Source organism: Streptomyces sp. NPDC002133 (assembly GCF_040296405.1).
In the GTDB taxonomy this organism is placed as follows: domain Bacteria; phylum Actinomycetota; class Actinomycetes; order Streptomycetales; family Streptomycetaceae; genus Streptomyces.
Genome location: NZ_JBEOXF010000030.1, coordinates 12,578 through 35,859, shown reverse-complemented (window position 1 = coordinate 35,859; position 23,282 = coordinate 12,578). Strand labels below are relative to the sequence as shown.

17 protein-coding genes, 1 tRNA gene and 7 pseudogenes are annotated in these 23,282 nt (G+C 68.8%); 16 read left to right on the top strand and 9 right to left on the bottom strand.

Annotated features, from left to right (window positions below):
• Positions 1–208 precede the first annotated feature (208 nt).
• From ABT078_RS25415 to ABT078_RS25390, 6 genes and pseudogenes are all read left to right on the top strand, one after another.
• Positions 209–1,213: a LuxR family transcriptional regulator gene (locus ABT078_RS25415; protein WP_351231453.1), complete on the top strand. Its 1,005-nt coding sequence runs from the start codon at positions 209–211 to the stop codon at positions 1,211–1,213.
• Between the two features lie 429 nt (positions 1,214–1,642).
• Complete coding sequence (locus ABT078_RS25410; protein ID WP_351231451.1) at positions 1,643–2,053, top strand: VOC family protein; 411 nt, start codon at positions 1,643–1,645, stop codon at positions 2,051–2,053.
• A 360-nt stretch (positions 2,054–2,413) separates the two neighbouring features.
• Entirely contained in the window at positions 2,414–2,878 is a 465-nt protein-coding gene (locus ABT078_RS25405) for a helix-turn-helix transcriptional regulator (protein ID WP_351231449.1), read from the top strand.
• Between the two features lie 5 nt (positions 2,879–2,883).
• Positions 2,884–3,510 carry a glyoxalase gene (locus ABT078_RS25400; protein WP_351231447.1) on the top strand — a complete coding sequence of 209 codons (627 nt, stop codon included), beginning with the start codon at positions 2,884–2,886 and terminating at the stop codon, positions 3,508–3,510.
• Positions 3,511–3,681: 171 nt separating this feature from the next.
• A pseudogene (locus tag ABT078_RS25395) lies at positions 3,682–4,129 on the top strand (pyridoxamine 5'-phosphate oxidase family protein).
• A 184-nt stretch (positions 4,130–4,313) separates the two neighbouring features.
• A pseudogene (locus ABT078_RS25390) lies at positions 4,314–4,525 on the top strand (transposase); the annotation flags it as partial.
• Positions 4,526–4,611: 86 nt separating this feature from the next.
• On the opposite strand, the gene ABT078_RS25385 reads toward ABT078_RS25390, so the two are convergent.
• A complete protein-coding gene (locus tag ABT078_RS25385) occupies positions 4,612–4,932 on the bottom strand; it encodes a hypothetical protein (RefSeq protein ID WP_351231540.1) in 321 nt (106 codons plus the stop codon).
• A gap of 556 nt (positions 4,933–5,488) precedes the next feature.
• Here ABT078_RS25385 and ABT078_RS25380 point away from each other — a divergent pair.
• Positions 5,489–5,562 (top strand) — tRNA-Met (locus ABT078_RS25380).
• Positions 5,563–5,795: 233 nt separating this feature from the next.
• Here the strand turns inward: ABT078_RS25380 and ABT078_RS25375 are convergent.
• Positions 5,796–6,401, bottom strand: coding sequence for a recombinase family protein (locus ABT078_RS25375; RefSeq protein ID WP_351231445.1), 606 nt, complete (start codon positions 6,399–6,401; stop codon positions 5,796–5,798).
• A 372-nt stretch (positions 6,402–6,773) separates the two neighbouring features.
• The gene (locus ABT078_RS25370; protein ID WP_351231443.1) at positions 6,774–6,950 is read right to left on the bottom strand and encodes a hypothetical protein; all 177 of its coding nucleotides are present in this window, start codon (positions 6,948–6,950) and stop codon (positions 6,774–6,776) included.
• A 224-nt stretch (positions 6,951–7,174) separates the two neighbouring features.
• Between ABT078_RS25370 and ABT078_RS25365 the strand changes: the two genes are divergently transcribed.
• Positions 7,175–8,287, top strand: a complete 1,113-nt coding sequence (locus ABT078_RS25365) for a right-handed parallel beta-helix repeat-containing protein (RefSeq protein ID WP_351231441.1) — start codon at positions 7,175–7,177, stop codon at positions 8,285–8,287.
• 506 nt (positions 8,288–8,793) lie between these two features.
• Here the strand turns inward: ABT078_RS25365 and ABT078_RS25360 are convergent.
• Positions 8,794–9,276 (bottom strand): annotated as a pseudogene (locus ABT078_RS25360) (tyrosine-type recombinase/integrase); the annotation flags it as partial.
• Here ABT078_RS25360 and ABT078_RS42790 point away from each other — a divergent pair.
• Positions 9,256–10,773 carry a helix-turn-helix transcriptional regulator gene (locus ABT078_RS42790; RefSeq protein ID WP_502981312.1) on the top strand — a complete coding sequence of 506 codons (1,518 nt, stop codon included), beginning with the start codon at positions 9,256–9,258 and terminating at the stop codon, positions 10,771–10,773. The pseudogene ABT078_RS25360 and the gene ABT078_RS42790 overlap by 21 nt on opposite strands.
• 436 nt (positions 10,774–11,209) lie before the next feature.
• On the opposite strand, the pseudogene ABT078_RS25345 reads toward ABT078_RS42790, so the two are convergent.
• Positions 11,210–11,428: pseudogene (locus ABT078_RS25345) on the bottom strand (DUF4158 domain-containing protein); the annotation flags it as partial.
• Positions 11,429–11,452: 24 nt separating this feature from the next.
• Between ABT078_RS25345 and ABT078_RS25340 the strand changes: the two are divergent.
• A pseudogene (locus tag ABT078_RS25340) lies at positions 11,453–11,878 on the top strand (polysaccharide deacetylase family protein); the annotation flags it as partial.
• Between the two features lie 187 nt (positions 11,879–12,065).
• On the opposite strand, the gene ABT078_RS25335 reads toward ABT078_RS25340, so the two are convergent.
• The 3 genes from ABT078_RS25335 to ABT078_RS25320 all read right to left on the bottom strand — a co-directional run bounded on the left by ABT078_RS25335 (position 12,066) and on the right by ABT078_RS25320 (position 15,241).
• On the bottom strand, positions 12,066–12,626 hold the full coding sequence (locus ABT078_RS25335) for a hypothetical protein (protein WP_351231437.1): 561 nt from the start codon (positions 12,624–12,626) through the stop codon (positions 12,066–12,068).
• A 764-nt stretch (positions 12,627–13,390) separates the two neighbouring features.
• Positions 13,391–14,449, bottom strand: coding sequence for an IS630 family transposase (locus tag ABT078_RS25325; RefSeq protein WP_351231534.1), 1,059 nt, complete (start codon positions 14,447–14,449; stop codon positions 13,391–13,393).
• Positions 14,450–14,575: 126 nt separating this feature from the next.
• Positions 14,576–15,241, bottom strand: coding sequence for a nitroreductase (locus ABT078_RS25320; RefSeq protein WP_351231435.1), 666 nt, complete (start codon positions 15,239–15,241; stop codon positions 14,576–14,578).
• Between the two features lie 159 nt (positions 15,242–15,400).
• Here ABT078_RS25320 and ABT078_RS25315 point away from each other — a divergent pair.
• Positions 15,401–15,972, top strand: a pseudogene (locus tag ABT078_RS25315) (aromatic-ring hydroxylase C-terminal domain-containing protein); the annotation flags it as partial.
• 116 nt (positions 15,973–16,088) lie between these two features.
• Here the strand turns inward: ABT078_RS25315 and ABT078_RS25310 are convergent.
• Positions 16,089–18,782 (bottom strand): Pls/PosA family non-ribosomal peptide synthetase, encoded by a 2,694-nt coding sequence (locus ABT078_RS25310; protein ID WP_351231532.1) that lies wholly within the window; start codon positions 18,780–18,782, stop codon positions 16,089–16,091.
• Positions 18,783–20,054: 1,272 nt separating this feature from the next.
• On the opposite strand from ABT078_RS25310, the gene ABT078_RS42785 reads away from it, so the two are divergent.
• The 5 genes and pseudogenes from ABT078_RS42785 to ABT078_RS42780 all read left to right on the top strand — a co-directional run bounded on the left by ABT078_RS42785 (position 20,055) and on the right by ABT078_RS42780 (position 23,244).
• On the top strand, positions 20,055–21,002 hold the full coding sequence (locus tag ABT078_RS42785) for an RNA polymerase sigma factor (protein WP_502981310.1): 948 nt from the start codon (positions 20,055–20,057) through the stop codon (positions 21,000–21,002).
• A pseudogene (locus tag ABT078_RS25295) lies at positions 20,999–21,322 on the top strand (FAD-dependent oxidoreductase); the annotation flags it as partial. The gene ABT078_RS42785 and the pseudogene ABT078_RS25295, both read left to right, overlap by 4 nt.
• Positions 21,297–22,133, top strand: coding sequence for a group II intron reverse transcriptase (locus ABT078_RS25290; RefSeq protein WP_351231432.1), 837 nt, complete (start codon positions 21,297–21,299; stop codon positions 22,131–22,133). The pseudogene ABT078_RS25295 and the gene ABT078_RS25290, both read left to right, overlap by 26 nt.
• Positions 22,134–22,300: 167 nt before the next feature.
• Positions 22,301–22,966 (top strand): RNA-guided endonuclease InsQ/TnpB family protein, encoded by a 666-nt coding sequence (locus ABT078_RS25285; RefSeq protein WP_502981309.1) that lies wholly within the window; start codon positions 22,301–22,303, stop codon positions 22,964–22,966.
• Entirely contained in the window at positions 22,960–23,244 is a 285-nt protein-coding gene (locus tag ABT078_RS42780) for a zinc ribbon domain-containing protein (RefSeq protein WP_502981308.1), read from the top strand. Before ABT078_RS25285 ends, ABT078_RS42780 begins: the two co-directional genes overlap by 7 nt.
• Positions 23,245–23,282 lie beyond the last annotated feature (38 nt).

Sequence of the window (23,282 nt, the reverse complement as noted above, 5' to 3'; positions counted from 1 at the left end):
CTGTCCCGGCCCTGGGCTTCTCGTCCCGGTAGCCGGAGCCGTGTGTCGAATCCATCGAAGATGTCGTCCTTTGCGGCGCCGCGACGGCAGCGGATCGAGGGACCTCGACGGGAGGCAACCGACGGCCGGGGCTTGTACCTCCGGCCGACACCACGGCTTGTATCTTCCTGATCGACATCACACGGGCAAAGGTCAGAGGTGGGGAGCAATGACGGAAAGCGACGCACCCTTGGAGTTGGTCGGACTCGATACAGAGGCGGAGGCCGTCTATCGCCATCTGCTGGTGCGCGGTGGCGGGACTGTCGACAACATAGTGGCGGCGTTCGGAATGAGCTTCGAGCACACGTTGGCGTTGCTCGAGCGTCTGCACCACTCCGGATTGGTCAGTCGTAGATCCTCGGGGGAGTTCCTCACGGTGGATCCCCGTCACGCGCTGCGGACACTGGTGGAGTCACGCGAGCGTCAGCTCGCTGCCGTGCGGGAGGCGGCGGGGCCGCTGGGTGCGATCTTCGACGACGCCATGCGGTCCAGTACGGCCGAACCCGCCACCAGGACGATCAGCGGTCCGGAGGCGGTCGGTGACTGTTACTACCGCTTGAAGCAGGCTGCCCGATCCGAGATCTGCGCCATGGACCGCCCTCCGTTCCTGCTGGCTCCGAACGGACCACTCGACGAGGCGGCGGTCCGGCGCGGCGTGCGGGTGCGTGTGGTCTACGCGGCTGCAAGTTTCGATGCCGAAAGCGGCTGGCAGGCGCTGGGCAGTCTTGTGTCGCGTGGGGAAGAAGCCAGGGTCGCGCCGGCGCTGCCCATCAAATTGGCGATGGCGGACCGGTCGGCCGCGATGGTGTCGCTGAGCTTGTCAGCCGACAGCAGCGAGTGCCTCTACACCGAAGCACCCCCCTTGCTGAAGGCATTGACCGAACTCTTCGAGCATTACTGGGCCACTGCGCCCTCACTGAGCGGTGGCCCCGACGCCGAGTCGTTGCCGTCACCAGGTCCGTCCACCCAAGGCGACCAGGCGCGTAAACCCACTGACGATGAGCGGAACCTGCTTGCGCTCTTCGCCGCCGGGGTCAAGGACGACGCCATTGCCCGCCAGTTCGGGATCTCGACACGGACACTGCGGCGGAGGATCCAGGACCTGTACGCAGAGCTGGGCACCACCAACCGGTTCGGCGCCGGTGTCGCGGCAGCTCGACGCCACTGGGTCTGAGCGCCGCGGCCCGTTCGAACCAATCGGAATCTCCCACGAGCCGACGACTCCCTCGGCCCGGACCGTGCCGGACCGACCGTTCGCATCGAGCGTCGGGCGGGCCTCACGGGCCGCCGTCGCATTCGCTCGTCGACCGGCCGAACCGCCTCGGCGGCGCGTCGCCTCGCTGTCCGGTCGGGACGCCACGGCCCGGGAGCGGGCAGAGCGCACCCGGGAGCAGAACGCGGAGCTGAACCGGTGACCGGTGGCTGAGGGGCACGCCCTGTCCCGGCTTGTGATCACCGGGGAGACGGTCGAGGAGATCCCGGGCGACGCGGCACCGGCGGTGCGCGCGACGGCGGGGATGCGCCCGTGTGCGGCGAAACAGGTGGCCAGATCGATCAGGATTGGAGAAGCGCGGGTCACGGAGCCGCACCTAGCCTGATCTCCATGGACATCACCATTCACACGACCTTCCTCCCACATGACGACCCGGACGCGTCCCTGGCCTTCTACCGCGACACCCTCGGCTTCGAGGTCCGCAGCGACGTCGGACAGGGCAAGATGCGCTGGATCACGGTCGGCCCCGTCGACCAGCCCGGCACGTCCATCCTCCTGGCGCCGCCGGCCGCCGACCCCGGGGTCACCGAGGACGAGCGCCGCACCATCGTCGAGATGATGGCCAAGGGCACCTACGGCTGGATCCTGCTGGCCACCCGCGACCTCGACGACACCTTCGAGAAGGTGCAGGCGGGCGACGCCGAGGTCGTCCAGGAGCCGACCGAGCAGCCGTACGGCATCCGCGACTGCGCCTTCCGCGATCCAGCGGGCAACCTGGTCCGCATCCAGGAGCTTCGCTGAGCCGTCCGGTCATCGATCGCGCCATGATGGCCGACGTCACGACCACCTGCGAAGAATTCGGCGGCCGGCGCCTCCCGGCGCTGTCCTCGACCACCCCTCGGCTGCCGCACCATCGCAGAGATGCTCGCGATGTCGGCAGCCGAGGCCGAGGCGCGCACCCGGGCCGCCCACAAGGGCGGCGTCCACATCCCCGCCGAGCCGACCAACGGCCTCCGACCGCGGCCGTCGAGCAGGTTCTCGGCCTGCTCGGCCTGCTCGTCGGCTCCGGCAGGCCGGTCATCGCCATCGAGCACCTCGCCGCCCGCCCACCTCGGCATGCAACCCCGGTGCCCGCGGACATCGATGAAGAGGAGATCCCTGATGTGTCACCCCTCGTGGGCGCGCGCACGCACCGCGGCGCAGCGCCTGAGCGACCTCGCGCGGCTGCGCCGCGTCCGCGACCGGATCGACCGGGAGTACACGCAGCCGCTGAACGTCGAGGAGCTCGCCCGCGGCGTGAACCTCTCCCCCGGGCATCTCAGCCGCCAGTTCCGGCTGGCCTACGGCGAGTCGCCGAACGCGTACCTGATGACACGTCGCATCGAGCGCGCGGCGGCGCTGCTGCGCCGTGGCGACCTCAGCGTCACCGCAGTCTGCTTCGCGGTCGGCTGCTCATCGCTGGGCACTTTCAGCACCCGCTTCACCGAGCTGGTCGGCATGCCGCCCAGCGCCTACCGGCGCCGCGCAACAGGCGCTGCGGCGAGGACGCCGCCGTGTGTGGCAATACGGCTGACAAGACCGATCAGGAATCAAGAAGCCCAGGTGGTCGAGCCGCAACTAGCGTGATGGCCATGGCATCCATCGAATCCGTCACCCTCGACGTGGCCGACCCCACGGCCGCCAACCGCTTCTACACCGCCGCCTTCGGTCTGGACACGCAGATACGCCTGCGGGCCTCGGAGGCACCCACAACCGGCTTCCGTGGGTTCACGCTGGCGCTCACGGTGTCCCAGCCGGGCACCGTCGACAACCTCATCGACGCCGCCCTCGACGCCGGCGCCAGGCCGCTGAAGCCGGCCGCGAAGTCGCTCTGGGGCTACGGCGGTGTCGTACAAGCCCCGGACGGGACGATCTGGAAGGTCGCGACCTCGGCGAAGAAGGACACCGGCCCTGCCACCCGGCAGGTCGACGAGATCGTGCTCCTGCTGGGAGTCGCGGACGTGGCCGTGAGCAAGCGGTTCTACGTCGACCAAGGCCTTGCCGTGGCGAAGAGCTTCGGCCGCATGTACGTCGAGTTCGCTGCTGGGTCGAGTCCCGTCAAGCTGGCGCTGTACCGGCGCCGTGCCCTTGCCAAGGACGTCGGCGTCTCTCCCGACGGCACCGGATCGCACCGGCTCGCGATCGGCGGCGATGCCGGGCCTTTCACCGACCCGGACGGGTTCGCATGGGAGGCCGCCCTGCCGGCACCCACGCCCTGATGTGTCACTGCTGCCTGCCCCGCCTGGTCGCCGATCACACGGCAGCCGCCGGGCTCGGGGCGGTGCCGGACGCCGAGCTGACACGCCTGCCGCGGCCCCGGTGAACCGACCGATGACCGACGGAGCCCGTCTTCTGAAGGACGGGATCCCCACGAAATGGCTGGACGAAGCATGACGGTCGCGCCGCCGCATGGACTTGAGGGGACGCTGCGGGACACTCGCGCGAAACTGGAGAGCGACGTCGATCTCTGGGTCGCGACGTCGGGCTACCCGGGCGGCGTCCACCTCATCCCGCTCTCCTACCTCTGGGACGGGACCGCGTTCCTCATCTCGACGCCACGCGCCTCGGCCACCTGCCGCAATCTGCTGGCGGACGGCCGGGTGCGACTCAGCCTCGGGCCGATCCGCGACGTCGTCGACGGCACCGCCGAGCCGGTGCGTCGCCGACCTCTCCCCTGACCCGCGCGACGCGTTCGCGACCAAGACCGGTTTCGACCCACGCGAGGTCGACGAGCCCTGCCAGTACTTCCTGATCCGGCCACGGCGCATCCAGGCCTGGCGTGAGGCGAACGAGCTGCGGGGACGCGCCCTCATGCGCGACGGCCGCCGGCTCGGCTGACCGCCGCACGGGAACACCCCCCGCCCCACCCGCCGAGCCGGTGAGCCCAACTGTTTGCGGCGGGTCGGTGAGCCCGACTGCGCGTGGCGGGGATCGGTGTGTTTGCGTGTCTGCGGCGCAGGCGGGTGACCTCTTCTGCGCTGCGGGCGCCTCAGGCGTTCGGCTGCCTGCCGTAGTCGCGGGGGGACACCCCCACCCGCTTGCTTTCGTCATCACGCCCGGCGAGGGGGCGACGCCCCGCAGCTGATCCCTGTGCTGGATCCCTCGGCCAGGAGGCGCACACCCACGTGCTCGGCCCGATCACCTCGGGGCGACAAAGCCTATTCGTCCCGCCGTAACCGCCGTTACCTGCGGAGGCGCCAGACCAAGCACACCATGCCAGAGCCGAAGGACCGACCTCCCTGCCAAGCGGGGAAAGTGATCCCCTTCATCCCTGCTTCTGCTTCGGCCGTGTACCGCGACAAGCGATCCCGGCGTGCGGTTCACCTCTTGCGGACACTCGTGAGTGCCACTGCCATGGCCACGAACATCACAGACACCACGAGCGAGGCGAAGAACAGAGCCACCATCCACCCCGCATTCGCGCCGGTGAGCGTTCCGTCCATGGAAGCGCACGCCACCTCCGGCGGGAAGCTTTGCCTGCGCAGGTCGTGGCAGGCGTTGGGCAAGTCATCATTGATCACGTAGGCATTCAGCCAGCACAGGCCCCAGGTGATGAGGAAAACGCTCAACGCGGTGAAGGAAACACCCCACAGCAGAGTCGGGCGATCTGATGGCTTGGTGGCCGTCGGGGATGGCGTCATGGACCGGGAGCGTACTTGGCGCAACGTCGACCATCCGCAACCCCTCCGGCATTCCCGGCCTCATGGTGACCCCGTGGCCACAGTTGCCCGATTCGCGTATGAGCCAAGGGCCGGGAGGTGGCTGTGCCCCGTCCTGGCCCGTTGGTGCGGGAAACTGCTGGGAACCACGACTGCGTGCGGCGGTAGGGGATGTGAATCCGCGGTGGCGTCGTAGCCATCACGTACGTCGCGCTCTCCAAGGAGGGCCGTGACGCTGTCACCGCGGCCACTCCGCTGCATGTGAACCACGTGCGCCGCATGTTTTTCGAGGTTGCCAGTCCGCGACAGCTCGATGCCTTGGCCACCCTGTCAGAAGCCGTGCTGCAGAACCTCAAAGGCGACGACGTCTCCGACGGCTGACCGACGCGCTCTTGGCTTACGCGCGCCGCCGGATGTCCGCAGTTCTCGTAGCGCCTCTTCGGGTTGGTGCAGGGTCTGGTAGTCGCGGTGAGCTGCTGAGCGGTGACAGTCGCAAAACCGTTCGCTGTGCGTGCCCGCACCGTCCCACAATGGAGGCCGCCGGGTGGAGCAGTTCGGTAGCTCGCTGGGCTCATAACCCAGAGGCCGCGGGTTCAAATCCCGCCTCGGCTACGAAAACGGGCCCGTCGCACGTGCTGCGGCGGGCCCGCCCCGTGTCGCTCAGCCCTCGTGCCGCGGACGGCAGTGCAGAGGCTCGTTCAGGCAGGAACCACCATCCGTGCCGTCCAGGACGGCGCGAACCCCCTGCTCGTCCAGGATGGGCCGCCGAGAATCGGGGTCCCCGTAGTAATCGCCGAAAAAACAACGGATATCGCTGAACTGCACTGATACGCCCGGTTCCCTGGTCAGCCCTCCTGTCCGACGGCTTCGGTAGTGGCGTCTTCGCGGTGCTTGCGTAGTTCCCGGTACAGCGTGGAGCGGCTGACGCCGAGTTCGGCGGCGACCTGTTCGGGGATCGCGCCGTCCTTGATCCGCTGGGCGGCCCCGGCTCGGGTGGTGGCGTTCAGCTTCGCCGGGCGGCCGGTGGGCAGTCCGCGGGCTTCTTTGGCCGCGCGGGCGCCGGCGGCGCGCTCCAGCATGTAGATCCGTTCCATCTGCGCGAACATCGCCAACAGTGCGATGGCCATGTCCGTGCCGGGCCCCGGTTCGCTGGTGTCCACGGCGAGCTTGTCGCCTAGCGTGCGCAGGAAGATGCCGCGCTCGGTGAGGTCGTGCACGAGGTTCAGGGTCTCGCGCATGTTCCGGCCGAGCCGGTCCAGGGTGAGCACGTTGATCCGGTCGCCTGGCCGCGCGAAGCCGAGTAGTGCGGTCAGACCCTCGCGGTTCATGTTCGCGCCGGTGCGTTTGTCGACGTAGATGTGTTCCTCGGCGATACCGGCGTCGCGAAGCGCGTCGATCTGCCGGTCGAGGTCCTGAGCGGTCGTACTGACGCGGGCATAGGCAAGATCCATCCGCCCACAGTGTCAGAACTTGACGCTGTGGCGCGGGTTTTGACCAAGACTTATGACACTGAGTTCTGACACTGGCCGACCTGCGGAAACGTGATCACGGTTCAACGGTCCCGCCCCTGTGTCACATCCATGCTTGTGAGACAAGTGACATCAGCACTCCGGCTTTCGCGTTCCAGCGATCTCGGCCGCTGTCCGAGTACGGTCGTTCCGTCCCGACTGGTCCGAAAACAGTGACTGCTGAGATCGGCGTCCCGGGCGGCGCCGCCCCGTTTTCCCGCCTCCACGGCTGCCGCGCAGCGGCCTGGGTTACTGGCTCGAATTCGAGCAGCTCATCCTCCACTCCCCGCCATAGAGAGGGCATCCCACACGTGATCAGTCCGAGGTTGCGCTGCCGTCCGCTGAGCGGTTGAGCGTCGATACGCCCCACAGCTCGGCGATGCGGCCATCCTGCACCCGCAAGATCTCCATCATCGAGGGGGAAGGCTGTTCCTCAACACTCGCCGGGATGCCGTGCAGGGTCGTGCGGACTGCTGCTTTGCCCGTCTCCACGATCCGCCCTCTGCGCGGCCCGCTTCCCGCCGCCCGTGGGCCACGCCGGTCATCGTCCCCGGCCGTTCGGAGGATACGGGGCCGTCTCCGGGGCGGCTTCCGCCCGGCCGGGGCACCCATGCCTGACGGTGGGGCGTTCAGGCCGCGCTCCTTGCAGAAGGACGCGAGCCGGGCGCGGACGTGCCCGCGCGCTGAACAGAGGGAACAGGAGGAGACGGATGCTCATGCGAACAGCCCGGGCGGTGTGGCGCCGATGGGCGGCGGCGGGGGCGGTGGTGGTGACGGCGGGGGCAGGGGCGGTCGGCCTGGTCGGGGCGGTGCCGGCCGCGGCCGCGGCCGGCACCGTGGTGAACTGCAAGGGCAACCGCGGAGCCCTGCAGCCCGCGATCACCAGTGCCGCCCCGGGGGCGACGCTGCGGGTGAAGGGGAGGTGCATTGGCCCCTTCACCATCACCAAGGACCTGACCCTGATCGGCCGGGGGCGCGCGGTCCTCGACGGCAACCAGGCCGGCTCCACCGTGACGGTCACCGGAGCCGTCCGGGTACGGCTGACCACCCTGACCATCACCAACGGCACCGCCTCCGACGGCGGCGGCATCAACAACGCCGGCGGCACGGTGACGCTGAAAGACTCCACGGTGGAGCGCAACACCGCGACAAACCGCGGCGGCGGCATCTTCAACAGCGGCGGCGCCACGCTGACGCTGAAAGACTCCACGGTGAAGCGCAACACCGCGACAAACGGCGGCGGAATCCTCAACCTCGGCGGCACGCTGACGCTGTCCGACTCCACGGTGGAGCGCAACACGACGACAGACGACGGCGGCGGCATCGACAACCGCGGCACGGCGACACTGACCCGCTCCACGGTGGAGCACAACACGGCGAGAGACTTCGGCGGCGGCATCCGCAACACCGGCGGCGGCACGGTGACGCTGAACGACTCCACGGTGGAGCACAACACGACGACAAACGTCGACGGCGGCGGCATCACCAACTTCAGCGGCACGGTGACGCTGAACGACTCCACGGTGGAGCACAACACGACGGCACGCGACGGCGGCGGCATCTTCAACTTCGGCGGCGGCACGGTGACGCTGAACGACTCCGAGGTGGAGCGCAACACGGCGGCACGCGACGGCGGCGGCATCTTCAACTCCAACAGCGGCACGGTGACGCTGGACGAGTCCAAGGTGCGCGACAACACCGCGACAAACAACGGCGGCGGCATCCGCAACAGCGGCAGCGGCACGGTGACGCTGGACGAGTCCAAGGTGCGCGACAACGAACCGGACAACTGCTTCCCGCCCGGCAGCGTCCCCGGCTGCACCGGCTGACCTCCCCACCTCCCGCCGGCGGCCCCCGGCCGGCACACCGCAGCGCACCAGCGGCCCGCAGGGCACCCGGGATCCCGTCCCGGGTGCCCCCGGTGCCCATGAGGCGGAACTGGCCGGGAAGCCGGCGGGGCGACGGGGTGACATCCACGATGACCTCAACGACGGCGGATGAGCCCGGCACCCGGCGGCTCGGCACGGCCGGCTCGGCACGGCCGGAGTCACGTAACGAAGTGGCCGCTCGACAGGGCCGAGACGCACACCCGATCGAACTCCTCAAGCGGTGGTCGGTACTGTTCCGACGCTCACGGCAGCGCCCCCGCCCGGGCCGTCTCTGGGCCGTGCGGGGGCGCTCAGTGGTGACCAACGCGGGCTCAGCAGCGGGCCAGAGGGCCGATCGAGAACGCGGCCCCAGGCCAGCGACCCGGCCCGCCACTTCCAGAAGAACTAGCCGATCCCAGCCACGAAGAAGCCCCCGACCAGTGGTTTCCCGTTGGGCGGGGGCTCTTTCATGCCTCAGGGGCCGTCTCTGGGCCGTCAGGGGGCTTCCGGGCTGTCCGGTACATCGAGTCCACGGCACGGCGGGTACGGGCCTCACTGCTCGGCATCAGGTGCGTATAGGTCCGGAGCGTGAAGCCAGGGTCAGCGTGTCCCAGGTAGGTGCTCAGAGCCTTGATGTTCTCCCCGGCATCGAGGAGGACCGAGGCATAGAAGTGCCTCAGCGCATGCATGCCGTCCTCACGTGATTCCTTGTACGACTCGCCCGGCCCCCGCTCCGGGATCACGCCAGCAGCGACAAGGGCAGGCTTCCAGGCGTGGGTGTTGAAGTCGTTCCGGCGCAGCGGCCCCAGCTCTGCACCCGTGAAGTACAGGAGCTTGGTCACCGGCGGCCCGTCCGGCCGGAGCCAGGGCAAAGTCACCTCTACCGGCGGGAAGGCCGCCATGTGCTCAGCCAGTGCGAAGGCCACAGCATGGGGTCCGGGGAGTATCCGAGCAGGGATCACCGCTACGGCGTTCAGTTTCCGGGGTTCCGCCGGTACTGCGGCGAGCTGGCCGGGCGGATGGAGGTCACCGAGCGCACCGTCCGCCGGGACATCGCCAGGCTGCGGGAACTCGGCTACGGCGTCGAGTCCGACCCCGGGCCGTGGGGCGGCTACCGCCTCAGCGGCGGCACCCGGATGCCACCACTGATCCTCGACGACGAGGAGGCACTGGCCGTGGCCGTTGCCCTGCGCGAGGCCGCGCTCAGCGGCGTCCTCGGCAGCGACCAGGCCGCGCTGTCGGCGCTGCTGAAACTGCGGCAGGCCCTCCCGCCGCGGATCGCGGACCGGCTGGCCGAGATGGACGCCGCGTTCGTGCACACACCCAGGCCCGACGAGCCGCAGATCGCGCCCGGCATGCTGCTGGAACTGGCCACCGCGTGCCGTCAGGGGGAGCGCATCCGCCTGTCGTACCGCGACCGGGCGGAGAAGGCCAGCGTCAGGGACGTCGACCCGTACCGCCTGGTGCACACCGGGCGCCGATGGCACTTCGTCGCCCGGGATGTGGCGCGGGGCGAGTGGCGGACGTTCCGGGCCGACCGGGTGACGCAGGCGCAGCCGACCGGGCACGCGGTGGTACTCCTCGACCCTCCCGATCCAGCACTTCTTGTCTCGCGAGGCATCGCGAGCGGCGCGTACCCGCTGTACGTGACGGTCCGCCTCCCGCTGCCCATGGACCGGGCGCTGCGGCTGGTCCCGCCGACGGTCGGCACTCACCACCCGGACGGCCCCGACGCGGACGGGCTCGCCAAATACCTGCTCAGCCTGGGCAGCCCGCTACGGGTACTGTCCCCGGACGACGTACGGCAGGCACTGCTGCGACGCGCGAGCTGTTCGAGGACAACGGGGGCGGTCAGCCCTTGTACGGGGTTACGCCGGGTACGAGCACCGAACCTCAACCGGCTGCGGGAGGACAGTCCTCCCGTCGGACGGAGGCGATCAGTGCGCGTCTCAGACCTGGTCCGGGCGGCGAGGCCGCAGCGGGCGGTAGCCGGCCGGGTCGAGCTTGGCGAGTTCGGTGTCGACCTCGACATTGATCGTGCCGTGGTAGTTGACGTTCTCGCTGTGCGCGGGGGAGATGTGCGCGAGCAGTTCGTCGTCCACCGCCCGGCCCTCGGCGCGCATCTGGGCGATGGCCAGGCCGTAGTACTCCGTCGTCCAGGTCACCACCGAGTTGGTCAGCAGGGTCAGGCACCACGCCTGCTCGGTCTGCCCGGCCAGGAACCGTTCGCGGATCTTGCCCTGGTGGGCGTAATGCAAATCCGATGGTGTTCCGCAGCCGGCCACCGACCTGCTCGTCCTCGATTCCCAGGTCCAACAGCACCGGCAGGATCTCGTCCAGCAGCGCCTGCCGTCCCTCGCCCGCGGCTGCGCGGGCTGCCAGTTCGTCGCGCATCTTGGTCCGGGCCCGGCTCTCCCGTGCCGAGACGGCCTGGTCGAACAGACTGATCACCTCGTCCAGCACATCGGCGGCCGACTGCGCCAGGACCGTCAACAGGATCGGGTGCCGCCGCTGCGGCTCACGCCGGTCCAGCGACTGCGCGGTCAGCCGCCGTCCCACCAGGGCCAGGAACCGGCGCCGCTCGGCGGGCAGCGCGGTCAGGTCCAGGGCGTGGGCGTCCAGACCGCGCAGGAACCCCAGCTTCTCCAACTCGCCCTTGACCGCGTTCGCCGAGTCCCCGGTCGCGCCGGTAGACAGCCAGTTCAGCCGCGTTTCCCCGATCACCGGGTCCACGCTCAGCAAGCCGTCGAGCTCGGTCATCAGCTTCGGCGTCAGCAGGTGCCTGACCCGCTGGTAGGTTTCCCGGCCCGCCTCCGCCCTCGCGGTGGCCACCCGCTCCAGCAGACTGACCACCCCGGGCCGCACCACCCGCGAGGCCGCCAGATGCTCGCACGCCAGCCGGAACAGCAGCGAGGGCGAATCGTGCTCCATCGCCCTCGCGAGCAGGAACTCGTCCAGCTCCTTAAGCTGCAGCGCCTTGGCGGGCTTCCAGTTCAGATACCGGGCCACCTCCCGCAGGTGGTCGGTCCGCGTCTGCTTGCGCTCACCGTAGAACCGCAGCTCACCGATGGGTATCCGCAGGTGTTCCGAGAGCCGGGCCACCGCAGCCGGCGGGGCCGAGGCGACCTGGACTTCCACTGCCTGGCCGATGGAGGGCGCGACGACATCCTCGAGCTGACCGTGGGGCTGGCTGCAGAGTACGGTCTCGCGGTCCGGTTTTGACTGGAGCCAGAGCGCCGGGCGATGCGGCAGAGAGGGCTGCCGGTCACCGACAACGACTTCCTGGACAGCTTCTCCCTCGACATCGAAGGAAAGATGTCCCGATATGCCCAGATGTTGTGAGACTTGCCCGCCGGGCTCAATGAGTGGGCGGTGCACCCCAGTTCGGGGAGTCGTGAGTCGCAGGCTGTCATCGGTGGCTGGCTCGTGCGCCGACCGGATGACGAGTTCCTGACATCGCCGCAGGCCCATGACCTTCTGCGGCAGGAGAACATTGCCGTGATCGACTACAGAACGATCCAGCGAGTCTGGTCCGAGAACCGCGGCCGTTGATGAGCCGGCTTGGCTTCGACGGATCAGCCGGTCCGTGCCGCTGTTCGGACCGCGCGGGTTGTGGCGATGCGGACCGCAGAGGCCGGCTGGGCCGAGGTCACACTGCGGTACCGGGGGACGGGGGATCCGGAGCGACGGACCGGGCGATCCGCCGCGGTCCTTGCCGGTGATCTGTGGTCAAGCGCGGTCATCCCATGCCGGCCGGTCCGCGATTGACCCGGATGCACCGCTGGGCCCGTCGGGCACGTCGACGATTGACGAGCAGATCGGTGAGGCAGGCGATCACCAGCAGTGCCGCGTAGGCGACGATAGACCACGCCTCCCGTTCCTGGACCAGCATCAGCCCGGCCGTCATCAGGGCGACGGCCGCACCGAGCAGGGGCCAGCTCACGTCGCGCCCGGGCTTGCCGGCGTCCAGCAATGCGCTCAGCCGTTCCGCGCGCTGCACAGCCAGGTCCGCCAGCCGCGGATCGACCACGGACCGCCCCCGCACCGTGGCGCGGAATAGTTCCCATCGGTCCCGCCACGCCAGCCCCGACGCTGTTCGGAGCCATTCGTCCCATCGGCTCTCCGCCCAGTACTGAGCGAGGCGCTGCCGCACGAAGAAGGACACGATCAGCGTCACCGCCACAGCGATGAGCACCTCCGGATAGATCGACAGTGACCCTTTCCAGGCCGCCAGCATCGCTGTGGAAGCGATCAAGAACGCGGAAAGACGGATTGCAGCCGCCCTGGCCAGTGCGGTCATGGGGATCCTCCTATGCCGGTACCGAGACTTGAGAGCTCAGGATGTTCGACTCGGGCAAGAGGTATGAGTCCCGAGATGCCGGTACTTGACAAAGCGGCGGATGTCCGGCCATCGCGTTTCTGCCGCTGCCGCTGCCGCTGCCGTGCGGGGCGCCCGGGCAGGGAGGCAGCAGGCGCCGCAGCGTGCGGCCGCCCGTCGTGTTGGTGAGATCAGCGCCGCAGTGATTCGATCAGGGCGCCGCGGGCTGCCGCCGTGGACCGACATGGCTGCCCACGGGCCACTGCCTGAGGATTCCGAGCTCCTCCGGGCCATCGCCGTGCTCGCACGCGCCCAACAGGATGTAGGGACCACCGGCGCCCTGCCTGGCGGTCAGGGCAAGCGCCATCGGCGGGCAGCGCCGGTCGGCGGCCATGTGGATCTTGGCGGTCAGCCCGCTGCGGGACCGCCGACCAGGGCGACCTTCGGCCGGGCCTGCTGCCTTCGGCGGATGCGTCGCGGTTTCCGTCGCCGTCCGTCCTTGCTGCCGAGCGCGAGGTTCCCGGCGCTGGATCGCATGCAGCGGCGCTGTGCTTCGCTGAGCAGGTGCCGTTCACCTCGGCCCACGCACGCACGGGACGCCTTGGCCTGGCCGAGCGCGGAGTGGCCGCGGCCCACTCGGCGCCGATCGCTCTGTTCGGTCCCTGTGGAGGGCGTGGACGGTATTCCCGGGGGCTCACCTGCTTCGCTGATGCCAAGTGCGGGGGAGCGGCCTGGCTAGTGGCTCGTCACGCAGCCTTGGCCGGGTATTGGGTCCACTGGCGGATCGGTGAATCGGGGGCGAAGTTGGTCTTCGGTTCCGCGTGAGTGTTGTGCCAGCGGACGTAGGCGGCGATGGCGGCGTTCTGCTCGTCGTGGCTGCGGTGGTCGGTGCCGTTCAGCGCGAAGTAACGCAGGGCTGCGAACTCGGACTCGATCCAGTTCAGCCAGGACCCGTAGGTCGGCAGGAAGACCAGCTCGACCCGGTGGTCGGCCGCCCAGGCGCGGACCTTGACGTGCTTGTGCGGGGAGAAGTTGTCCAGCACCACATACAGCCTCTGACCGGGCCAGCGGGCGCGCAGGGCCTTGAGGAGGTCGAGGAACTCCCGCCAGCGCTTGCGCGGGCGGATGCGGTAGTACAGCTTGCCGGTGGCCAGATCGAGAGCGGCGAGCATGTGCCTGACACCGTGGTGACGGTTGTAGGTGGCCCGGAGCCTGCGCGGACGCCGCACCGGACCCCACGCCTTGCCCTTGCGCGGCATCAGGTTCAGCGGCCCGAACTCGTCGACGCATATCACCCGCCCGTCCGCCGGCGGGGTGTCGTAGAGCGCCAGGACGCGGTGCATCTTGGCGATGAACTCCGGGTCGGTGGACGCCTTCCACGTGGTGGTGGTCTTCCAGGAGACCTTGCCGGCGCGCAGGATCCGGCGCAGGGTCTCCCGGCTGATGGCCGCGGTCACCTTCTGCTTGACCAGATGGTCGGCGAGCTTGCTCAGGCTCCAGGTGGAGAACGCGGTGATCTTCCAGTCGGCGGGGGACGTCCGGGCGATCAGGCAGATGTGCTCGCGCACCTCGTCATTGATCGTCCTGGGGCGTCCCCCGCTCCATTTTGGGTCCAGCGCGTCGAACCCCCGCTCGTTGAAGGCGTGGATGACCTCACGGACGTAGTCCTCGCCGACCTGCATCAGCGTGGTGATGTCCTTGACCGTCTGGCCCTGGGCGGACATCAGCACCACGATCGCCCGGCGGAGTTTCACCGGGTCCTTCGCGGTCCGGCTGATCCGCTGCAGCCTGCGGCCCTCCTCCATACTCACCGGCCGGACGAACACACTCGGTCGACGTCCCACGACCACCTCCAAGATCAGGTCTTGGAGACAGTCTGCTGGCTCACGGGCAGCGGGTCGATTACCTGGCCAAGGCTGCGTGACGAGCCACTAGTCCTGGACGAAGGTGACCGTCTCGTCGAGCGGCGCCCGGCCCGTACGGGCGTAACCCACCGTGACGTCCTCGAAGCCGATCGACAGGCCGCAGAAGAGGAGGAGCTCGTCCGGCGGCGACAACACCTCCGCGACGGTCGTGCGGTACTTGGCCCATGCCATCTGGGGGCAACTGTGCAGCCCCTCGGCGCGGAGCAGCAGCATGACGGTCTGCAGGTACATGCCGACGTCGGACCATTGGGGTGGGCCCAGGTCGCGGTCGATGTAGCAGAACAGGGCGGCGGGCGCGCCGAAACAGTCCCAGTTCGCGGAGGCGGCCCTCTGGCGCGCCTCCAGGTCCTCGCGGGCAATCCCGAGTGCGCCGTAGCGCTGCTCGCCGAAGGCGGATCGGCGCTCGCGGTACGGGGATTTCAGTGCGGGCGGGTACTGCTCGTACTCCGGCTCGTCCCAGGGGTCGCATGACGCCAGGCGCTCGCCGGTGCGCTTCTTGAGCTCGGCCAGCGGCGCGCCGGTCAGCACGTAGACGCGCCACGGCTGGAGGTTCGATGAGGACGGCGACCAGGCCGCGGCGGACAGCACGCGCTCCAGCACCTCCCTCGGGACATGCCGATCGGTGAATCCGCGCACCGCCCGTCGGCTTGTGACCGCCTGGTAGACGTCCACGATGCCTGCCTTTCCGATCTGCTCGACGCTCTCCCCGATTGACAGTCGAAGGCCGCAAAATGTGACAAAGCGACAACACCTTATGAGCGACAGCCGCACCGGAACGCGCCCCGCGCACGGGTGACCACGTGATGGGCACCGCGTCCCGAAAGCCCGTAGCGGCCGGCCGAGCGCTACCGGGTCGGCCGGGTGCGGTGCTGCTGGCCGACGACCGGGGCTCAGCCTCCCGCCGACCGGCGGGCAGGGCTCAACCTCGACGGGAAGCTGGCCGCCGAGGCCAACGGCTTGGCGTCGGAGGGGCTGCTGGACAGCGACCACACCGAACGGCATCCGGTGGGCGCCGACGTGCCGGACGACACTCACGCGCAGAGCGAGCTGCTGTCCCCCGAGCCGAGTGCCCGGTCGGTGAGCCGGCCGGACTTCGAGGACCTGAACGGGTACCTGATTGGGAAGATCACCGCGGTCGGGGTCCGCTACGACTTCGGCGAGGGACATGAACTGCTCGGCCGGCGGATGCGGGACGTGAAGCTGAAGCGGGGCCGCTCTACGAGCCGACGCACGGCGGCCGCGGGCTGCCGCTCGACCAGTCCGGCCGCCTCTCGGTGGCGGGCTGGGCAGATCGGGTCGACCACGTCGTCGACGTCAGCAAGGAACTGGACGTACCCGCCGTGCTGCTGCGACCGGACGGCGACGTGGCGCGGCTCGGAGAGGATCAGCAGGATCTGCTCGGTCTGCGCCGAACCGGGACAGCCAGCGCGGCGAGTGCACGCCGAAGTCGGTGCTCGCGAGCGCCCGCAGCTGCGGAGTGGGAGCACCCTCGGTGACACCGGTCCGGGCATCATCCCGATCAACCATGTGTCGAGTGATTGTGCGGCTCGTTGACGGCAGCTGTCTCCTGGGCCGGGTTTCCGCCCCACCGTGCCTGCGAGGGGACTTCCTCGCCCTTCATGAGGAAGGAGTCGGCGGAGAGCTGTGCGTGGTCGCCGAGCGTGGTGCCGTAGTGGACGAAGGCGCCTACGCCGAGGGTCACGTCCGCGCCGATGGTGATGTGGTCGGACTTGAAGGCGCCGTCCTCCTGTGAGTGGCACTGGATGATGGATCCGGCGTTGAGGGTGCAGCCGTCCCCGATGCTGACGAGGGTGCGCTCGGCCAGCGAGCAGCCGTCGTCGAACACCCGGTGGCCGATCCTGACGCCCAGCAGCCGCCAGACCATGGGCTTGAACGGGGTGCCGTTGAAGACCTGCATGTACCGGTGTGTCGACGCCAGCTTCCAGAAGCGTTCGTGGCCCCAGAACGGTCGCTCGTAGATCGAGCAGTTCAGCGGCTTGAGCGGGCGGAATCCCGCTACCGCGCGTTCGATCAGCGCGAAGTAGACGACGGTGAACGACAGGATGAGCAGACCTGCCAGTGCGAACACCGGCGCGCCGAGGGTGGGATAGAAGTCGACGGTGGCCGTGGCGATGAGGGCGAGGACGACGAAGTGGGACCATTGCATGAGCAGGAACAGGCCGGCGGTGATTGCGTTGTGCTTGTTCTTGGCGGCAAGGCGGCGGCGCAGCTCTTCGCCGCGGGCCAGGTGGTTGAGCTTGCTGTCGCGGAGCACGGTGCGCGGGATCTCGAAGCTGGGCGAGCCCAGCAGGCCCACGCCTTCGTGCACCGGCCCGTCGATGGGGACCATGACCTTCGTCGCGAGCAGGCAGTTGTCGCCGGTCCGGGCGCGGGAGGGATAGACGATGTTGTTGCCGAGGAAGCTTCTCGCCCCGATCGAGGCGCGGGAGAAGCGGAACGACGTGCTGGAGAAGTCGGCGTTGATGACCGAAAGGCCGTCGGCGATCATCGTTCCTCTGCCGACCTGGCTCAGGTAGGGGGTGTCGTGTTTGACGAGCAAGCCGAAGTTCGACCCCGTCTGTCGAAAGCGGCACAGGTCGTAGCCGAGGAACCGCAGGAAGTGCACGATTGCGGAGCTGTCCCCGAACAGCACGGTGAAGAACCTGATGTTGGTCATCCGCATGACCGTCCGCTGGATGCCGTAGTGGAAGCCGTACAGCGGGTAGATCAAGCCCGGCTTGATGACCGGGGTGAGCAGCCGTGGCACGGTGTTCACCGTCAGCAGTCCCACGAGCAGGCCGCCGATGAAGACGACCAGTGAAGCGACCAGCGCCTCGAGGAAGAATGCCGGGCGCGTGAGGGCCGGCGGGCCCGCAGTCGCCACCGCGTGCAGCTGCGGCACCGCGGCGATCACCATGGTCACGCCGGCCACCGTCAGCGGCAGGTACACCAGCAGTACGGTCATCAGGCGCCACAGGCTGTACAGCGCCCTGCGCAGGGTGCCGCACGCCGCGGGCTCGACAGCCCGGTAGTCGATCCTCGCAGGCTGCGCCGGAGTGCCGTGCCATGACTCGTCGGTCGGCACGGCCTGTCCTGGATGCAGGGAGGAGGCGTGGCCCAGTTGGGCGTCGTCGCCCATCGACGTCCCGATGTCGATGACGCTCTGCTCGCTGACGGTCACATTCATGCCGAGGGTGACCGGACCTGTCTCGATCCAGCCGGCGTGCGCTCGGTACCCGGACAGGAACACGTCCTTGCGGACGACCGTGCCGTCACCGATGGTGAGCAGGTCGGCGCAGACCGGAATGTTGCGGGTGAGGATGGTGACGCCCTTTCCGATGTGCGCGCCGAGGGCTCTCAGGTACAGCACGTACAGCGGTGATCCGGTGAACAGGCGTGCCGGGCTCGTGCGGATGAGGGTCTTGGCGCACCAGAATCGCAGATAGGCATGGCTCCACACGGGGAACCTGCGAGGGGTGAAGCGGCCGATGAGTATCCACTTGGCCGCGATGGAGAGGGCGCACACCCCGAAGAAGACCGCCGCACCGAACAGGACCGCCCGCAGATAGATGCCGGCTACCCCGGAACCCGCCTGGATCCACTCGTAGCCGTGAACGGCGGCGAGGGCGCCGAGGCAGGAGAAGCCGAGGAACGTCAGCAACTGTGCCGCCCCGCACAGTACGTATGACCACGTACCGGCTCCGGGTGGCGTTCGGGCCGGTGACTCGACCGCCACGTCCGGGGGTGGGGTGGTGTCCGTGAACGCGGCGGTGAGGGTGCGGATGGTGGTGTGTTGGTAGATGTCCTTCATTGAGACGGTGGGTAGGTCGTCGCGTTTGCGGATGCGGGCGCAGAACTGTGCCATGACGAGGGAGTCGGCGCCGAGGTCGGTGAAGAAGTCGCTGTCGGGCGGCACCTGCTCGGTCTGTATGACGCCGGCCAGCACCTCGGCCAGCAGTGTTTCCGTGTCGGATGGGGTGTCGGTGTGCGGTGGGGGTGGGGTGGTGTCCGTGAACGCGGCGGTGAGGGTGCGGATGGTGGTGTGTTGGTAGATGTCCTTCATCGAGACGGTGGGTAGGTCGTCGCGTTTGCGGATGCGGGCGCAGAACTGTGCCATGACGAGGGAGTCGGCGCCGAGGTCGGTGAAGAAGTCGCTGTCGGGCGGCACCTGCTCGGTCTGTATGACGCCGGCCAGCACCTCGGCCAGCCGCATCTCGGTACTGGCCGCTGCCGGGCCCGCGGCCGTGGGGCCCTCAAGGCTATTGCCGGTCACGGCCATCCCCCCCAGGACGCTCCGTCCGGCACCGGACTGTGCGGCCCGCGCCCGGCGGCCCCGTACTGGAACAGCAGCCCGGGACGCCATCGGAAAGTCACAAGGTCAGGAGCTCTGGTCTGGTCACAAACCCACGAAAACATGCGCCGTTCGCCTCCGGGCAGTGCGCCCCGCCCTCGGTCTTTCATCGGGATCGTCCGGCCTGGCCGCGCACGTATGGCCGTACCAGCAGCAGTCCTCCAACTCGCCGCGTTTCCGGCGCCAGACGCTCTTCCCACCAGCAGGCCCGAGGATGAGATCTGCCCGGCTACGGCAACTCGGCACGTGAGATTGCCAGGCCGCCTACGAGATCGGTCCGCGGCTGTCGGCGCTGACGGCATGGCCAGAACCCACAGACCACACTTTCGGAGAATTGCCGGTTTCAACCATCCGGCAGGTGTCCGAACCAACCCCGCCGACTGGCGGGGGTGCCTCCGGATCGAGTCGAGAGTTGCCGATCCTTGACATTCTGACCTGTCCCATCACACACCGTGGGTGATCGACTTCATCGGGAGTGCGCGGGCACTGCTGAGGGACCAGCAGGACTCGTGTCCGGCAAGCGCGGTGCGACCAGGCCGGGCTTCGCCGTGTTGCTGAAGTTCTCCACGCAGTACGGTCGTTTTCCCCGGGGCCGGGCAGAGCTGTCCGGTGGGGTCGTGGAGTTCGTCGCCCGGCAGGTACAGGTCTCCGCTTCGGAACTGGATTCCCACGAGTGGACGGGGCGTACGGTCGAGTGCCGCCGTGTGCAGATCCGGGAGGCCTCGGCTTCAGGGAGTGCAGCGTCACGGACGCGGAGAAGCTGACGGTGGCCGAGCACGTCGGGCGCAAGGAACGCGGACCCGAGCAGGTGCGGATGGAGCTGCTGGTACGTTGCCGCGCCGAAGGGCAGTGAGCCGCTCGCTCCGGGCCGGTGCGACCGGATCGTCGCGGCCGCCTGCGAGCGGCCGAAGGGACTCAGCCCCCTCGGGGCTTGGGACCCCCGCGCCCCGATCCGCCCCCGGACGACGCGATCGCCCCGTGACAAGACGATGCACAAACGATGCATCTTGAATCGCCGCTGCGGTGCGCCGGATTCTGAGGTGGCCGGGAGCACCAGGCACCCGGCGGCGGCCCGGTCCAACAGGAGCGGACGCCCGACCCGCCTGCCCGGCCCGCACGCCAGGAGGAGTCGTTATGACCGCAGCGCTCACGGTGCGCCGCTTCCGCCCTCTCCCGTTCTACGGAGGCCCTCACCCGCTTCCCGGCGGCCTGCTCCCGTGCGACGACCTCCACGCCCCCCATGACCGCCTCGACAGCCCCGGCGCACGGCCCGAGCGTCCCGCCCCGGTCAGTCGGCCCGCGTCGGGGCCCGACCGCCCCGCCCCGGACGCCCGCCCCGCACCCGAGTCCTCGGCTCAAGACGAGCCGAAGGACGAGGAGATCGGCGCCGGACTCGTCCGCGGCGACGAGCACTGCCTGGTCCTGGCCTACCGGCGCTGGGGCGGTCTCGTGCACTCCCTGGCCAGCCGTGCGATCGGGGACTCCCGTGAGGCCGAGGACGTCACCCAGCAGGTCTTTCTCGCCGCCTGGCGCGGCCGTCACGGGTACTGCCCCGACCGGGGACCGGTCCCGGCCTGGCTGGTCGGCATCACGCGCCGCAAGATCGCCGACACGCTCTCCGCCCGTACCCGCAGGACCGAACTCGTCGCCGCCGCGGGAGCCGCGCTGCCCCCGCACGCCGCGGCCGCCGACGGACCCGACCACCTGCTCGACCACATCGTGGTCACCGGCGAACTCGCCCGTCTTCCACGCGTCCAGCGAGACGTCCTGACGCTCGCGTTCTTCGGAGACCTGACACAGGTGCAGATCGCGCGACGGACCGGTATGCCGCTGGGCACCGTCAAGAGCCACGCGCGGCGGGGGCTGCAGCGGCTGCGCGGCCGCCTCGCCGAGGACTCCGCGGCCGTCACGACGAAGGAGAAGTCCGACTCCGGCAGGCCACCCGCCCCGGACGCCCCGGGGACCGCATCCGCGCCCGAGGAACGCGCACCCATCCGGAAGGCCGACGGCACCGAAGCATCCACGGGGACGTTCCGCACAACAGGTGCGCGGGAGCCCCGGAACACGAGGGGGAACGCATGAACCGGCGAACCGTCGCGGTCGTCGGTGCGGGAGTGGCCGGCCTGACGGCTGCTCACGTGCTGTCGCGGACGTACGACGTGGTGCTGTACGAGGCGGACGCCCGGCTCGGCGGCCACGCCCACACCCACGAGCTGTCGACCGGGGAGGGCGGCACCGTGCGCGTGGACAGCGGCTTCATCGTCGACAACGAGCGCTCCTACCCGAATCTGCTGCGTCTCTTCCGCGAGCTCGGCGTCGCCACCCAGGACGCCGAGATGAGCATGTCCGTCCGGTGCGACGGCTGCGGCCTCGCGTATGCGGGTGTTAGCCGCCTGGCTGGGGCCGAGGGGACTGACCTTCAACGACGAGAAGACTCAAGTAGTCCACGTCGAGGAAGGGTTTGATTTCCTGGGGTTCAATGTCAGGACCTACAACGGCAAGTTCTTGACCAAGCCCAGCAAATCAGCAATCCAGAAGGTCAAGAGGGAAGTTGCGGATCGATGCAAGCAGATGGCATCGGCCAGAACGACGGAGCTGATCTGTCGGGTCAACCCTCTGATCAAGGGCTGGGCCACCTACTACAGAGGCGCCGCATCCAGTGAGACGTTCAATCGCCTCGACTACTGGATGTACAAGCGCCAGTACAGGTGGAGCAAGAGAAGGCACCCGAAGAAGTCGTCTACCTGGGTAAAGGAAGCGTACTTCGGCCGGCTCAACCCGACCCGACAAGATCGCTGGGTTTTCGGAGACAAGAAGACCGGATCCCACATGGTCAAATTTAGTTGGACGCACATCCAACGTCACGTGATGGTCAGCGGACGTGCGTCCAAAGATGACCCGGAGTTGAAGCAGTACTGGGAAGGGCGGACGCGAAGGCGGAAGCATCCCCAAGCGGATGGCAAAACAGCCGTCTCGCTGGCTGCCAAGCAGAAGGGCATCTGCCCGCTATGCGGGCTTGACCTGATCGGCGGTGCGACCTACGAACCGGACTCCGTCCGGGAATGGGCCGACTGGTTCCACGCCAACTACCGCACGATCAACCGGCATCACCTGATGTACCGCTCACGCGGTGGATCGGATAAGCGATCGAACATGACATTGATCCATGCCGACTGCCATAGGAAGCACCACGCTTCCCGTAACTACGGATGAGCAGATGCATGCGCGACCCTCGCGGTCTGCTTGAGCCGGGTGCGGAGTAATTCGCACGCCCGGTTCTGAGGGGGGCCCTTTCTTGAGAGGGAAAGGGCCTACCCGACAAGAACTGCTGGGAGGGCCGAGCGGACGCCCCGACGTTCAAGGGCCGGTTCCGGTCCGTGATGAGCGTGGACGTGCCGCAGGGCCGCGACCTGAACATCATGCGCGTGCACCGCCGCTGGGGCATGGTCAACCTGCCCAAGATCGGCCGTGTCCGCTTCCGGTGGACCAAAGACCTCCCCGTCGGCAAGCACGCCGACACGGACAACCGGATCACCGGCGCCCGGCTCATCAAAGACGCGCTCGGCTGGCACATCGCCTTCCGCGTGATGACCCAGGAGCCCCCGCCCGAGCCCCGCCAGGGGCCGGACGTCGGAATCGACGTGGGCGTCACGGTCCCACTCGCTCTCTCGGACGGAACCACGTTCGAGCACGGCGAGTGGCTGACCGGGAAGGAGAAGACCAAGCTCCTGCGCCTGGAGCAGCGCGCCGCCCAGCGCAAACAGCACCGCAAGGCAGGGGAGCGCACCTCGCGTCGCCTGCACCGCACCTATGACCAGATCGCCCGGCTCCGAGCGAAAGCCAAGCGACGAGCAGTGCACTGGCAGCACCAGGCGACCACCACCATCGCCCGCACCTACGGCACGGTCGTGGTCGAAGCACTCACCATCACGAGCATGGTCAAGTCGGCTCGGGGCACTGTCGAAGAGCCGGGGAAGAACGTCGCACAGAAGACCGGGCTGAACCGCTCGCATCCCAGGCGTGGAACCGCACGGTCACGATGCTGACGTACAAGACCGCCCGGCACGGCGGCACCCTGGTCAAGGTCCCCGCCCCCGGCACCTCCCAGCGCTGCTCAGCGTGCGGTTTCACCACGCCCGGCAGCCGGGAAGATCAGGCCACGTTCGTGTGCAAGAACCCCGATTGCGGCTGGTTCGGCAACGCCGACCGCAACGCAGCCCGGAACATCTTGCACCTGTACCGGATCGGCCTCGTGGCGATCCCGGCTGCTGGAAGAGCAGTCGTCAGGCGCGCTCGTCGCGTCAAGCCTCCCATCGCAAGATAGGGCGGAATCTCCTTCCTGAGCTTGCGAAGGGAGGAGAG